General features: G+C 73.6%; 11 protein-coding genes. 6 read left to right on the top strand and 5 right to left on the bottom strand.

What is annotated here, in order from left to right:
* Window positions 1-1,833: a ThuA domain-containing protein gene (locus ACSMXW_RS01635; protein ID WP_485803412.1), complete on the top strand. Its 1,833-nt coding sequence runs from the start codon at window positions 1-3 to the stop codon at window positions 1,831-1,833.
* 405 nt (window positions 1,834-2,238) lie between these two features.
* Here the strand turns inward: ACSMXW_RS01635 and ACSMXW_RS01630 are convergent, their stop codons facing one another.
* Entirely contained in the window at window positions 2,239-2,649 is a 411-nt protein-coding gene (locus ACSMXW_RS01630) for a DUF2267 domain-containing protein (protein ID WP_485803410.1), read from the bottom strand.
* A gap of 597 nt (window positions 2,650-3,246) precedes the next feature.
* On the opposite strand from ACSMXW_RS01630, the gene ACSMXW_RS01625 reads away from it, so the two are divergent.
* Window positions 3,247-3,483: a hypothetical protein gene (locus tag ACSMXW_RS01625; RefSeq protein ID WP_485803408.1), complete on the top strand. Its 237-nt coding sequence runs from the start codon at window positions 3,247-3,249 to the stop codon at window positions 3,481-3,483.
* Window positions 3,484-3,534: 51 nt separating this feature from the next.
* Here ACSMXW_RS01625 and ACSMXW_RS01620 read toward each other — a convergent pair whose 3' ends face one another.
* The 3 genes from ACSMXW_RS01620 to ACSMXW_RS01610 form a co-directional block, all read right to left on the bottom strand.
* Window positions 3,535-4,317 (bottom strand): maleylpyruvate isomerase family mycothiol-dependent enzyme, encoded by a 783-nt coding sequence (locus tag ACSMXW_RS01620; protein WP_485803406.1) that lies wholly within the window; start codon window positions 4,315-4,317, stop codon window positions 3,535-3,537.
* A 166-nt stretch (window positions 4,318-4,483) separates the two neighbouring features.
* Complete coding sequence (locus tag ACSMXW_RS01615; protein WP_485803404.1) at window positions 4,484-5,410, bottom strand: NAD(P)-dependent oxidoreductase; 927 nt, start codon at window positions 5,408-5,410, stop codon at window positions 4,484-4,486.
* Between the two features lie 36 nt (window positions 5,411-5,446).
* Window positions 5,447-6,631: a D-alanyl-D-alanine carboxypeptidase family protein gene (locus tag ACSMXW_RS01610; protein ID WP_485803403.1), complete on the bottom strand. Its 1,185-nt coding sequence runs from the start codon at window positions 6,629-6,631 to the stop codon at window positions 5,447-5,449.
* Between the two features lie 409 nt (window positions 6,632-7,040).
* Between ACSMXW_RS01610 and ACSMXW_RS01605 the strand changes: the two genes are divergently transcribed.
* Window positions 7,041-8,078 carry a PP2C family protein-serine/threonine phosphatase gene (locus ACSMXW_RS01605; protein WP_485808558.1) on the top strand — a complete coding sequence of 346 codons (1,038 nt, stop codon included), beginning with the start codon at window positions 7,041-7,043 and terminating at the stop codon, window positions 8,076-8,078.
* On the opposite strand, the gene glxA is transcribed toward ACSMXW_RS01605, so the two are convergent.
* Complete coding sequence (gene glxA / locus ACSMXW_RS01600) at window positions 8,071-10,002, bottom strand: radical copper oxidase GlxA (RefSeq protein ID WP_485803401.1); 1,932 nt, start codon at window positions 10,000-10,002, stop codon at window positions 8,071-8,073. The two genes, ACSMXW_RS01605 and glxA, sit on opposite strands and share 8 nt — an antisense overlap.
* Before the next feature lie 562 nt (window positions 10,003-10,564).
* On the opposite strand from glxA, the gene ACSMXW_RS01595 reads away from it, so the two are divergent.
* The 3 genes from ACSMXW_RS01595 to ACSMXW_RS01585 all read left to right on the top strand — a co-directional run bounded on the left by ACSMXW_RS01595 (window position 10,565) and on the right by ACSMXW_RS01585 (window position 12,998).
* The gene (locus tag ACSMXW_RS01595; protein WP_485808557.1) at window positions 10,565-11,104 is read left to right on the top strand and encodes an RNA polymerase sigma factor; all 540 of its coding nucleotides are present in this window, start codon (window positions 10,565-10,567) and stop codon (window positions 11,102-11,104) included.
* Window positions 11,088-11,921: a DUF4232 domain-containing protein gene (locus ACSMXW_RS01590; RefSeq protein ID WP_485803399.1), complete on the top strand. Its 834-nt coding sequence runs from the start codon at window positions 11,088-11,090 to the stop codon at window positions 11,919-11,921. The genes ACSMXW_RS01595 and ACSMXW_RS01590 overlap by 17 nt, the downstream gene beginning before the upstream one ends.
* Window positions 11,922-12,536: 615 nt before the next feature.
* Window positions 12,537-12,998: an ATP-binding protein gene (locus ACSMXW_RS01585; protein WP_485803397.1), complete on the top strand. Its 462-nt coding sequence runs from the start codon at window positions 12,537-12,539 to the stop codon at window positions 12,996-12,998.
* Window positions 12,999-13,218 lie beyond the last annotated feature (220 nt).

Here is a 13,218-nt window from a genome sequence, read left to right as displayed (position 1 = left end):
ATGAGACGACCACACATGGAACGAGCGGACACCCGCCGGCGGCCTGCCGGGCGCCGCGGCCGGGGCGGGCACGCCCTGCACCGGCTCGTCACCGGCATCGCCACCGCCACCGCCCTGGCGCTCGCCGCGCTGTTCGCGGCACCCGGCGCCCAGGCCCACCCCGACGCCGGCTTCGACGTGCTGGTCTTCTCCAAGACCGCCGGATTCCGGCACGACTCCATCCCGGCCGGCATCCAGGCCATCACCGAACTGGGCGCCGCGAACGGCTTCACCGTGACGGCCACCGAGGACGCGGCCGCCTTCACCCCCGCAAGGCTCGCCCCGTACGAGGCCGTCGTCTTCCTCAGCACCACCGGCGACGTCCTCGACGACACCCAGCAGACCGCCTTCCAGGGCTACATCGAGAACGGCGGCGGTTACGTCGGCGTGCACGCCGCCGCCGACACCGAGTACGACTGGCCCTTCTACGGCACCCTGATGGGCGCCTGGTTCCAGGGCCACCCGGCGCCGCAGCAGGCGACCGTGGTCACCGAGGACCATGACCACCCCGCGACGGCGGGCCTGGACGACCGGTGGACCAGGACCGACGAGTGGTACAACTACCGCACCAACCCACGCCCCGACGTGCACGTGCTGCAGAGCCTGGACGAGTCCAGCTACAGCGGCGGCACCATGAACGGCGACCACCCCATCACCTGGTGCCACCCGCAGGGCAAGGGCCGCTCGTTCTACACGGGTCTCGGCCACACCCAGGAGTCGTACACCGAGGCCGCCTTCCGGTCCCTGCTGCTCGGCGGGATCCGGTACGCGGCCGGCGCGGTCGCCGCCGACTGCGCTCCGCCCACCGCCCAGCAGGCCGGGACGCCCTCGCCGAACGTCCACCTCTTCTACTACCCGTGGTACGGCACACCCGAGGTGAACGGCGACTGGCGGCACTGGCAGCAGGGCGGGCACACCCCGCCCGAGGACATCGGCGCCGACCTCTACCCCAAGCTCGGCCCCTACGACTCCGGCGACGTGGACGGAGCCGTGGCCCAGCACATGAAGTGGGTCCGGGAGTCGGGCGCCGGCGTCATCGTCTACAGCTGGTGGGGGCAGGGCAGTTACGAGGACACGCTCGCCCCGCGCGTCCTCGCCGCCGCCCAGGCCGAGGGCATCAAGGTGGCCTGGCACATCGAGCCCTACCAGGGCCGCACCGCCGCCTCCGTCGCCGACGACATCCGGTACATCGACGCCACCTACGGCGGCAGCCCGGCGTTCTACCGGTCCGCCGACCACGGCAACCGCCCCGCGTTCTACGTCTTCGACAGCCTGCAGACCGGTGACTGGTCGGCGCTGGACGCGGTGACCGGCGACAACATCGTGCTCGCCCAGACCACCGACACCAGCAAGATCAGCCACTTCAACGGTCTCTACACCTACGACGGCATCGCCGGGGTCACCGCGCCCGGCTGGAAGAACGCCGGTGACTACGCACGGCAGCACGGCCTGGTGTGGTCGCCGTCCGTGGCACCCGGCTACATCGACGACCGGGCGGTGCCCGGCAACACCACCCCGACCGTGGGCCGCGCGGACGGCGCGACCTACGACCTCGAGTGGTCGAACGCGCTGGACCCCGCCATCGGCGGCTCACCCACCTGGGTCTCCGTCACCTCGTTCAACGAGTGGCACGAGGGCAGCTCCATCGAGCCTGCGGCGGCGAACCCGCCCGCGGGCCACGGGTACCAGACCTACGACGGCGCCTACGGCAGGACCGGCAGTGCGGCCGAGACCGCCTATCTCGACCGCACCGCCGAATGGGTGGCGACCTTCGAGGCCGCGCGCCGGGAGTGACGGCGACGGCCGCGGGCACTCCCCCCGGGGCTGACCCCGACCGCCGGGGACGGCTGCCGGGCCCCGACGGGCCCCGGCAGCCGGCCCCGGCACACCGCGGCACGTCGAGGTGCCGGTGCGCCGGGGGAGTACCTGTGGGCACGGCGGGCTCCGGTGCCTGAGCGCGGTGGGCGTCCTCACCCGGTACCGGGCCGGGCGCGGGCGCTCTCAGCCCGGCCCGTCCCGAGCAGCGGTGGGTACGACCAGGACGCTGCACGCGGGCCTGCCGGCCACCATCGCCGCCAGGGGCATCCGCGGTTGCCCGACCGCCAGCCCGCCCGGCCGCCGCGCCCGGCCGCCGGTCCAGGCGCCGCGGTCGGCCCCGGGCAGCCCCCGCCCCGGCCCGCGACCGGGCCGCGGGGCCCCCTACGCGTTGCCGGTGCTGCCGGCGAAGAGCACCTCGGCGGTGTCGTCGTCCAGCGAGTGACGGATCTTGTCCGTCACCGCGCCCTGCGTGGCCTCGGTGACCACCTCCACGACGCACCGCGCCTCGTGCACCGCCTTCGGATAGTCCGCCCCGGAACGCAGGGCCACCCGGTCGAAGAACTCCGGCCGGGTCATCCGCACCCCCGTGCCGGGCTGGTCGGGTGCCATGGCGACCCTGCGCAGGTGCTCGCCGATCTCCATCGGCAGCTGTGCCGCGAGATTGTCGGCCAGGGGGGCGGGCACGCGCTCGGCCAGGGTCTCCAGAGTCGCCCTGGTCGCGGTCTCCGCCGCGCCGCGGCTGCTCAGCCGGGCCCGTGCCTGCACCTGGCCGACGAAGGTGTCGTGGTCCATGAGCGCATCTCCTGACTACTCGGCCGTCATGATCTCGCCGACCTGCTGGGCCCTCTCGGTCCTCCTCCGCTGCCGGCGCCGGGGCACCCGGGGCCCATGGCCCCGGTCGTTGCGGGGATGCCCCGGGGTTCCGGCGGCGGGTACCCGGCAGGTTGCCGGCCAAGCCTCACTCCTTGCCCTGCCGGCCCTTCTTCCGCATCCGGCGGCGTTGGCGAGGTGTCAGGTCCCCGCGTCCCGTCCGGCCCAGGTAGACCTGTCTGCGCTGATCGTTCTGCATGGTGCGGGGCCTCCTCGGTGCGGTCGCGGGCCTGCCCTGCGGGCGCGCCCGCAGGGCAGGGCGCTGGTAGTCGTACGTCCACCATGAACCGGGAAGCCGGCCGGCCGCGACCGCGGACGCCGTCCCACCCCGGCGGCCGCGGTCCCCCGGCACCGCGTGCCGTGGACGGCCGGGCGCCGCCCGCCGGGGTGGACTCGATAGGCCGGACGGCCCCCGGGGTGAGCCGCCGCCGGGCGGCCGGCGGCAGCCGCGCACTACCGTCCGAGACACCGTCCATGGGCGCCCTGCGCTGCCCGCACTGCAAGAGGAGCTGACCCTTCATGGCCGTCTGCGAGGTCTGCAAGAACGACTACGAGATGGCGTTCGAGGTGCACGCCGCGGGAGCGGTGCACACTTTCGACAGCATCGAGTGTGCCGCCCAGAAGATGGCCCCCATCTGCGACAACTGCCAGTGCCGCATCCTCGGCCACGGGATGCAGGCGGCGGACGGGCGGTTCTTCTGCTGTGCGCACTGCGCCCGCGTGAGGGGTGTGGACCGGCTCATGGACCACGCCTGACGCGCTCGCCCGTGGGCCTGCCTCCCGTGCCGCCCCACGGAGGCGGGCGGGTCAGAAGCCCGGGAAGACGCGGCGCAGGTCGTCGAGCGTGAAGGCGCCGGTCGCGGTGACACCCGGGGGAGTGTGCTCGGGGGCGTGGCGTCCCGTGACGAGCCGCAGCCAGTACTCCGCCGGTGCGCTCAGCTCGCCGTCCGGGTCGGTCGGGGCGTCCGTGATCCCGGCCTTCTCCCCGAGATCGAGGCCGAGGGTGCGTTCGGGAGCGGTGAGCCGGACGCCGATCCGCCCGGCGAGCGCCTCGGGCTTGGCGACGAAGGCGGTGAGCATCGCCGAGGTGTCGAACAGCAGCGGGACGGCCTCCGGCGCGAGCGCCGCCGTGGTGTCGAACACGACATCGATGTCCCAGGCATGCAGGGTGAACTCGCTCAGCCGCAGCGCGCCGTATCCGGCCACGTCGAGCGGGGCGGGCAGAAAACCGAGCGTGATGCGCAGGTCGGCGCGCTGCCGCGGGGTCAGCTTCTCCAGCGCGGTGACCAGTGCCTCGTCCGCCGTCAGAAAGCCCTCGGCGCGCTCGGCACGCGACATCGCGTCCCAGCGGGCCCAGACGGAGGCGTTGAAGTCACCGTCGGGGGCGCCCGTGCCGTCCAGCGCGCCGCTGACGGTGGCGAGGCCGATCTCGGCACCGCTGCCGAGGTGGCTGAGCACCTGGGAGACGTCCCATTCGGACGCGCCGGAGGGACGGCCGAGGTCGTCGGCGGAGAACTTCCGTATCAGGGCGGACAGGCGGTCGTGGCCGCTGCGCAGCGCCGCGATCACCTGGTCGGCACGTTCGGTCATCAGTACTCCATGAATCGTCGAAAGCACACAGGCGAAGGACGGCCTGCGTCACGCGGGAGTTACCGGCGTGATGACGGAACACCCGTGTGCCTGCTGAGGATTCCGCGCCGCGGTGGGGTGGGCGCAGACGCCGGCCGGTGCCCGCGGGACACCGGTCCTTAGGGCGTCACCGGCGCAGGCGGAGGCCGGACTCCTCCTCCAGCAGGGCCACGGCCAGGAGTTCGCCGTCCACGGGGCCGTAGCGGTCGAGGGCCCGGCCGTGCAGGTCCAGCACCGCGTCCGTGATCCCGTGCGGCGTGCCGAGGTGCCGGGCCGCGTCCGCGACGGCCGCCAGCTGGTCGTGGATGCGGTCGAGCCGGTAGGAGCGGAGGTAGTCGCCGTCCAGCAGCGCCGGCAGGTCCTGCCGGATGAATTCGCTGCCCGCGGCGCTGTCCGCCAGGGCGTCGCGCAGCACGGTCAGGTCGACGCCGGCGCGGCGGCCGAGCAGGAGCGCCTCCGCGGTCGCCGCGGCCTGGCCGAACCACAGGAGGTTGATCAGGAGCTTGACGGTGTAGCCGGCACCGTGCCCGCCGACATGCGCGATCCGGTGCGGATCGGCGACCGTCTCCAGCAGCGGGCGGCACCGTGCCAGCACGTCGGCGTCGCCGCCCACGAACATCCGCAGCCGGGCGTCCCACGCGTCCTTCGGGCCTCCGCCCAGGGGCGCTTCGAGCACCTGGACGCCGTGGGCGTGGGCGCGGTTCCTGACCGGCCCGGCGGCGACGGGCGTGTTGCTGGTCATGTCGATCCAGACGGCGCCCGGCGCGAGCGCCGCGAACACCGCCTCGTCCAGCGCCGCCACCTCGGCCGGCCCGGGCAGCACCGTGACGAGCACGTCGGCCCCCGCGGCGACGTCCTCGGCCGAGCCGCCCCAGGACGCCCCGGCGTCGAGCGCCGCCCGCGACCGGTCCGGCCGCACGTCGCAGGCCGACACGGTGTGACCCGCGCGAACGAGGTGCGCGCACACGGGAGTCCCCATCCGCCCCAGCCCCAGGAGCCCGATCCTCATCACCGTTGCATCGTAAATCTTCCCGGTCGGCTGCTCACGAGGCATGCTCGCCAGGTCGCCGGGGGCGGGGGCGGCGCGGGCTCAGGACGACGACGGGCGGCTCCGGGGGCGCAACGCCAGCCAGCCCCAGCCCGCCATCAGCACCGCCGCGGCCCCCGCCGCGACGAGCGTGCCGGTGCTGAAGAGGGGACCGGGCCGGGCGGCGGGGGTCCGTGCCGCGACCCGCGCCACGCGGCGCTCCGCGTGCGGCTGCGGCAGCCTCCCCAGCGAGCCCACCGGCCGTACCTCCCCGGCCGCGGCGAAACCCCAGTTCAGCAGGGAACGCGCCTCGCTGTAGACGGCGTGGCCCTCGCCGGACTCCGGATGCATCACCGTCACCAGGATGGTGCGCGAGCCGCGGTGGGCGGCGGCGATGAGGGTGTTGCCGGCGTTCGTGGTGTAGCCGTTCTTGACGCCGATGAGACCCTCGTACTGGCCCACGCCGTCCGCGCCGGTGAGCAGCCGGTTGGTGTTCTCGATGCCGAACGAGCCCCGGCTGTCGGGGAACCGCGCGAAGCCGGTCGAGCAGTACCGCGCGAACTGCTTGTCCGCCAGGCCCGCCCTGCCGAACACCGCGAGGTCGTACGCCGACGAGACCTGGCCCCGCTCGTCGTAGCCGTCCGGCGTCACCACGTGCGTGTCCCGCGCGCCCAGCTCCACCGCCTTGGCCTGCATCTGCCGCACCGCCGCCCGCTCTCCGCCGATCATGGACGACAGCACGTGCACGGCGTCGTTGCCGGAGCGCAGGAACACCCCGCGCCACAGGTCGTCCACCCGGTAGGTCTGCCCCGGTTCCACCCCGACGAGGCTGCTGCCCTCGCCGACGCCCGCGAGATCCTTCGCTGTGACCTTGTGCCGGGTGGCCGGATCGAGCCGCGGGAGGGCGGTCAGCGCGAACAGGGACTTCAGCGTGCTCGCCGGCGGCAGTTTGCGGTGGGCGTTGTGCGCGGCCAGCACCTCGCCGGTGGTCGCGTCCGCGACCAGCCACGACATCGACGACACGTTCGCCGGCAGGGCCGGTGCCCCGGCCATCCGACGCACCTGCGTGCCGGGCCGGTCCAGCAGGGACTGCGGCGGCGCGGGCCGGGGCCGGGGCGGCTCGGGCTCGTGGGGAAGGGCAGGACGGGCGAGGGCCGTGCCGGCCGAGCCGGGCAGCAGCAGGAGCGCGCTGGCGGCGAGGGCCGCGGCGCGTGCGGTGCGGCGGCACGGGTGTGATCTGATGGCCATTCAGCCACGGTAGGAAGAACCTGGCCGGTTCGCAGATCGGCTTGCTCCGCCTGGCGTCCCCGTCCTCCGGACGGACCCGGCCGAACGGAGTACTTCCCTGTCGGGCCGTGCGCCGGCCCACCTGGCGGCGCGGGGAACTGCCCGGGCAACCCCGACGCGCCCGCGGCGGGCCGGCGGGCCGAGCACCTTGCGGTCACTCGCCCGACCACCTGCGGGGCTGGTCGCGCCCACGCGGCGGAGCCGCATGCCGAACACAGCCGACGCCCTGAACGGATCGCCGTGCTGCGATCGGGTCACGGGCCCGGAGTGCCCGTAGGCGTGACGGGACCGCGCTGCCTAGCCTTGCACCGTGCCTCAGGGAGAGAAGCGGCGCTATCCCGCCACACTGACCTTCCTTCCGGTCGCCGTGATGACGATCGTCGTCGTCGTGGACGTCTCCCTGGGCCCAGGAGGCGGCCTGCTTCCCCTGGTGGCGCTCGGGCCCGCCTTCTCGGGGCTGGTCGGCAGCTGGCGCCGCACCGCGCTGATCGGCCTCGTGTCGCTGGGGTTCTGCATCGGCCTCGGCATCTACGACCACCTCTTCCAGGAGCGCCGCGGCTTCACCGCGATGGCGTCCGTCGCCGGGGTGACCGTCGCCGGTGTGGTGGCGGCCGTGACCCGCCGCCGCCGGGAGGCGGAACTCGCCACCGTCCGCTCGATCGCCGAGGCCGCCCAGCGGGTGGTGCTGCGCCCCGTGCCGCGCCGGGTGGGATCGCTGGCCCTCGCCGTGTCCTACACCTCCGCCCTCGCCGAGGCGCGGGTCGGCGGCGACCTCTACGAGGTGGCCGACACGCCCTACGGAGTCCGGGTCATCATCGGTGACGTGCAGGGCAAGGGCCTGGCCGCGGTGGAGACGGCGGCGCTGGTGCTCGGCGCGTTCCGGGAGGCGGCGCACGACGAGCCGGACCTGGCCTCCCTCGGAGCCCGGCTCGAGCGGAGCGCGGCACGCGAGCTGGAGGGCGAGAAGTTCGTGACCGCGCTCCTCGCCGAGGCGCGCGACGACAACAGCCTGGTCCTCCTCGACTACGGCCACCCGGCACCGATGGTGGTGCGACGGGACGGCCGCGTCGAGTTCCCGGAGCCGCCCGGCCACGCCACCCCGCTCGGTCTGAGCGTCGCGGGCGGCGCACGGCCCACGCCGTACCGGGCCGACCTCGGCCCTGGCGACCAGATGTTGCTCTACACCGACGGCGTCACCGAGGCCCGTGACACGTCCGGCGTCTTCTACCCGCTCGCCGAGCGCGCCGCGTTCCTGATGGAGGCGGATCCGCAGGCCGCCCTCGAAGCGCTCCGCGCGGACCTGGTCCGCTATGCCGGCGGGCCCCCGCACGACGACGCGGCCATGCTGGTGCTGCGCCGCCTGGCCGAGGACACCACGGGGCCCTGGGGCGCCACCGCCGTCAGATGACGTGGACCCAGGCCGCCTTGGACGGCGTGCCCTTCTTGCTGGTGGCGAAGACCATGTACCAGCCGGACGGCACCAGGGTGCGGTCCTCGGGGATCGTCACCGTGAGCCGCCCGGCGCCGTGCTGCACGGACAGCGCGATGGAGCGCTGGTCGAAGTCGGTGACGTGGGTGGCGGACCCCGGCCGCATCAGCCGCATCGTGGCGACGTCGCCGGCGTCCGGGCTGCGGAAGACGACCCGGCCGCCGCGCTGCACCCTGGCCCGGCCGTCGAGAGTCAGCCGGGGGCGGTGGCCGTGGTACAGGTACGGCGGCGAGTACACCTCCACACGCTGCTCGAACCGGCCGAGCCGGGTGTTGGCCTTGTCCGAGAAGAGCGGGTCGGAGCCGAAGACGGCCACCCGCCCGTCCGGCAGCAGCAGCGCCTCGGTGTGGTAGTTGCGGCCCACGGACGGCGCCGCGGCGGGGGTGAAGCGGTTGTGGGCCGGGTCGTAGAACTGCGCCCGGAGGATGTTGCTGGCGCCGCGTCCCCGGTAGTCCCGGCTGCCGCCCGTCGTGAAGAGGGTGTCGTCCGGCATGATCACGCTGTTCAGGTAACGGGTCTTCTCGGGCAGCGGGGGCCCGTTGCGGAACGTCGGTGTGGCGGACTTGAGGTCGATGATCGCGGTACGCGCGGTCGCCTTGGTCGACTCGCCGACGCCGCCACCGCCGAGCACCATCACCCGCTGGTCCTGGGCGGGCGGCAGCAGCACCGAGGACGACGTCTCCAGGATGTCCGGGTGGGTGAGGCCGGAGACCGGGGTGAACGTGTTGTCGTCCAGGTTCCACAGGCCCGGCTTGCGTCCCACGGTCGCCGGGCCGTAGCCGGCGTTGGAGCCCGTGTAGAAGATCGTGTCACGGCGGGTCAGGAAGAAGGACGGGTAGGTGGGGAAGAACCGGGCCGGGGCGGCGGACCAGGTCTTGGTCCACGGGTCGTAGATCTCGTTCTTGCCGGGCACCACCTGGCCGATGTCGTCCAGGCCCGAGACGGCGAGGACGCGGCCGTCGGTGAGGGTGGTCAGCGTCGGGTACCAGCGGGCCTCGCGCATCGGGGCGACCCGCGTGTACTTCTCGGTGGCGGGGTCGAACTCGTAGGCGTCCCTGATGCCCTGGAAGTCCTTCTTGTCGAGGCCGATCTTGTTCGCGATGCCGTAGACGTTGCGGGCGTCCTCGCCCTTGAGGCCGCCGATGGCGTACTGCTCGGTGGTGTTGGTGATACCCCGGGGGCCGTCCTCGGTGGCCTCGACGTAGACGCGGGCCTCGCTCGCGGTGACCCGGACCTTTCCGGTGCGCCCGCTGACGGCCTTGGTGGCGGGCGGCACCCGGATGTCGGCCTGGGTGCGGTACGCCATGCCGGAGGGGGAACGGAAGACGGTGCCCTTGGGCAGCACCCGGGCCCTGTCCGGATCCTCGTTCTTGACCAGCATCGCGCCGCCGGCCCGCTTCACGTCCCCCTTCAGCGTCTCGTACCGGCCGGTGCCGCCGGCCACCAGGATCTTGCCGTCGGGGAGCTGGGCGTGTCCGGCGCAGAACATGTCGTCCGGAGTGTCGATCTTCCGGAAGGTGTTCTTCACCGGGTCCCACAGCGTGCTGCGGAAGCTCCCGCCGTGGAAGTGCTTGACGTCGTTGCCCGAGCCCGCCACCAGCAGCACCTTCCCGGTGTACAGCAGCACCGCGTGGATCGAGTTGAGCTGGTACTTCTTCGGCATCGCGGCCAGTGCCCAGTGGCCACGCGCCGCCTTGTACGCGGGCCGGTTGATGGCGTACTGGTGGTACTCGTCCCGGGCGAAGCCGACCACCGCTGGGGCGTTCAGGCCGATCAGCACCAGCACCACTCCGGTGCCCAGCCAGGTCTTACGGGCCTTCAGACGGGACGGGCGCGAAGTCATCGGCTGCCTCCGGAAGCGGAACGGACCTGACTACCGACGACTACCGCACCCGCCGATGCCGTCGGCGCAGACACTCTGGAGGGCCCGGGGGCAATGGTCCGAACCGGGCAACGAGCCGTCGGACGCCTGCCGTCCGACGCGCAACGGCCGGCCGTACCCGTGTCCCACGGCGGATACGGCCGGCCGGCGGACAGTGACGCGCCCGATGACCAGTCGGGGCGGTCACTCTGTCACCCCTGCAGGCGTGCGCCTGCCCCCGCCCCGGCCGCCTACACCTGTCGTCCCGCACCCGCGTGCCCGCCGCCGGTCCGTACCCGCCTGTTCTCGGCCTTGATCACATCGTTCCCGGCCATGAGCCGGCCGGGGACGTGACGCGTCCCGGGGGAGAACGGAGCGGAACTTGGCGATTTCTTTACAACCGCAGGTCCCGTGACGGGCTCTCAAAGGGTGACGGGCACAGCACCACCAGGCCGGACCTGAGGTGCACGCACCATGCTCGACCGTGCCGCGCACCACGACGGCACGCCCAGGACCCTTCGAGATCGGGATCGGCGGGATGCGGATGGACGCCGTGCACGACACAGCGTCACGCCCGGCGGGCGGACGGCGGGCGAGCCGTGCCCGGGAGGCCGCCGCCGCGGAGCTGTTCGCGGCGGTCTACCCCAGGCTGGCCGGCTGGTGCCGGAGCCTGGTGCACTCCGACGAGACGGCACACGAGATGGCCGCCGAGGCCTTCACCCGGCTCTGGTCCCGCTGGGGAACGGTCGACGCGCCCGTGCCCTACCTGTACTCCATCGCCTCCAACCTGATCAAACAGCACTGGCGGCGGACCGACCGGGAGCACCAGGCGCTGCGCCGGCTGGCCAGGGACGCCACCGAGCCCGCACCCGCCGCGGACCGGGGAATGGTGATCAAACACCTGGTCCAGGGCCTCCCGGAGCGGCAGCGGGTGCCCGTGCTCCTGCACTACTACGCAGGGCTGACGATCGGCGAGATCGCCGCGACCCTGCACCGCCGCCCGGGAACGGTCAAGAGCGACCTGCACACCGCACGTCAGATTCTGAGGGCAGAACTGCGAGGACTCCATGAAACCACGACATGATCATGACTATCCCGACGGTGAACGGGAGCCGTCCGAGCTCTCCGACGCGTTCCACCGGCGGACGACCCCGCTGCCGCCGCCGCCCGGCAGCTTCGAGGAGATCCGGGGACGGGCCAGGGCCCGGCGCAGGGCCCGGGTCCTGTGGACGGGCGTCGCCGCCGCCGGCTGCGTCGCGGCCGTCGCCGTCGCCCTGAACATGACCAACGACTCTCCGCCGGCGGCCGTGGCGGTGCGGCCCGCCGGCACCCTGGCCTCCCACCCGGCCACCGGCCACTCCGAGGACGACGGCTCCACGGCGCCCTCCAGCACTCCGGACGACTCCGCGCCCGCCGCCGGCGACCAGCAGCGGACCACGTCCGCGCCCCCGCAGACCGGCACCAAGGCCGCACAGGGCCCGGCCACCTGCGAGACCTCCGACCTCACGATCACCCTCGGCACGGGGGAGGGGGCAGCCGGCTCGCAGTACCGGCCGCTGCGGGTCACCAACGACGCGGACACGCCGTGCTCGCTGTTCGGCTTCCCCGGCGTCTCCATGGTCGACGGCCAGGGGCACCAGATCGGCAAGCCCGCCGACCGGGACGGCTCCCAGGCCCATGGCCGGGTGGTGCTGAAGCCCGGGCAGCGTGCGCAGGTCACGCTGCGCATCGTGGATCCGGGGGTGTACGCGGACAGCACGTGCCACATCACGGACGCCGCGGGCGTCCGGGTGTACCCGCCCGGGGAGAGGGCATCCGTGATCGTGCCGGCCAAGGGGCTCCGAGGGTGCGCGAGTGACTCCGTCACGACCTTGAGCGTCACGTCGTACGGGGTCCACTGAGGCGCGGGGCGCGCGGGGCGCGCGAGGCGCGCGCAAGGCCATGCGGGTTCGGCACGGTGGGTCGGTGCGGGTTCGTCGTGGTTGGTCGCGCAGTTCCCCGCGCCCCTTTTTTGGCGCTTCGCGCTCCGGCTGCATGGGGCTTGTCCTGGTGGGTCGGTGCGGGTTCGTCGTGGTTGGTCGCGCAGTTCCCCGCGCCCCTTTTTTGGCGCTTCGCGCTCCGGCTGCATGGGGCTTGTCCTGGTGGGTCGGTGCGGGTTCGTCGTGGTTGGTCGCGCAGTTCCCCGCGCCCCCTTTTTTGGCGCTTCGCGCCCCGGCCGTATCGGGTTCGTCCTGGTGGGTTGGTGCGGCTTTGTTGTAGTTGGTTGCGCCGTTCCCGCGGTCCCTTTTGGTGCTTCGCGCCCTCGTGGGTCGGGGGCCGGGAGGGGCGCGGGGAACTGCGCGACCAGCTTCCACCGGCCGGTGGGGGAGACGGGAGCGGAAGGGGTTCGGCGGGGCGGCCGCGCCCCGGTGCACCCTCCGGTTGCGGCCCCCGTCCCCTCCGGTGACCCTTGAACTCACCCACCGCATACCTCGCTGGACGGTGAGTCGGGCCCTGCCGCAAAGGAGCACAGATCCATGACCGCGCCGGTCAACTGCTACTACGTCCTCGAAGTGCAGGCATCCGGGGAACGCGACCCGCACATCCGCAGCATCCTCGCCGCCCACCTCCGCTACTGGGGCCTGGAGCAGCACATCACCCCCGTCTGCCGGGGCGTGCGGGAACTCTTCCTCAACGTGGCCCGGCACGCGGGCGAGAACAAGGCCTGCGTGATCGAGCTCCGCTGGAACGGCCGGTTCCTGACGGCCGCGGTCTCCGACCGCGCACGGACCCTGCCGCAACCCCTCGGCCCGGCGCGGGGCGGCCTCGCGACCGTCGCCGCGGTGAGCGACACCTGGGGCGCCTGCCCCACCGCCGACGGCAAGATCGTCTGGTTCACCCGGCGCGCCACCAGCAGCGACGGCCGACCGCTGCACTGGCCGCGGCCGAAGCCGGCCCCTCCCACGGCCGCGCGCCCCCTGCACCGCGTGCCGTCCTGACCGGGCCCCGGCACGCCGGACGGTGCCGTAAGGAAGCCGGGGCGGGACCCGCCGCACACCGACCGGCGGCGGTGCACCGCCGCGCTCGCCGCCGCGTCGCGAGCGCCGCCGGACGCGCGGCGGTCGCGAGCACCGCCGAGCCCGCCGTCGGATCGCGTCTTGCGCCAGCTCGGTGCCGGGCTCGATGCGCCCCACGCTCAGCACGGCGAGCCGGCCACAG

This window comes from Streptomyces sp. DSM 116793, from assembly GCF_057320905.1.
Note: the sequence above shows the minus strand (reverse complement) of the source record. Positions and strands in the feature narration are given on the sequence as shown.

Bases quoted from the DNA above. Each gene is read 5' to 3' on its own strand.
- ACSMXW_RS01615 (WP_485803404.1), bottom strand. From the start codon at position 5,410: ATGCCTCGTGAGCAGCCGACCGGGAAGATTTACGATGCAACGGTGATG.
- ACSMXW_RS01625 (WP_485803408.1), top strand. From the start codon at position 3,247: ATGGCCGTCTGCGAGGTCTGCAAGAACGACTACGAGATGGCGTTCGAG.
- ACSMXW_RS01630 (WP_485803410.1), bottom strand. From the start codon at position 2,649: ATGGACCACGACACCTTCGTCGGCCAGGTGCAGGCACGGGCCCGGCTG.
- ACSMXW_RS01595 (WP_485808557.1), top strand. From the start codon at position 10,565: ATGGACGCCGTGCACGACACAGCGTCACGCCCGGCGGGCGGACGGCGG.
- ACSMXW_RS01605 (WP_485808558.1), top strand. From the start codon at position 7,041: ATGACGATCGTCGTCGTCGTGGACGTCTCCCTGGGCCCAGGAGGCGGC.
- ACSMXW_RS01585 (WP_485803397.1), top strand. From the start codon at position 12,537: ATGACCGCGCCGGTCAACTGCTACTACGTCCTCGAAGTGCAGGCATCC.
- ACSMXW_RS01590 (WP_485803399.1), top strand. From the start codon at position 11,088: ATGAAACCACGACATGATCATGACTATCCCGACGGTGAACGGGAGCCG.
- ACSMXW_RS01610 (WP_485803403.1), bottom strand. From the start codon at position 6,631: ATGGCCATCAGATCACACCCGTGCCGCCGCACCGCACGCGCCGCGGCC.
- glxA (WP_485803401.1), bottom strand. From the start codon at position 10,002: ATGACTTCGCGCCCGTCCCGTCTGAAGGCCCGTAAGACCTGGCTGGGC.
- ACSMXW_RS01635 (WP_485803412.1), top strand. From the start codon at position 1: ATGAGACGACCACACATGGAACGAGCGGACACCCGCCGGCGGCCTGCC.
- ACSMXW_RS01620 (WP_485803406.1), bottom strand. From the start codon at position 4,317: ATGACCGAACGTGCCGACCAGGTGATCGCGGCGCTGCGCAGCGGCCAC.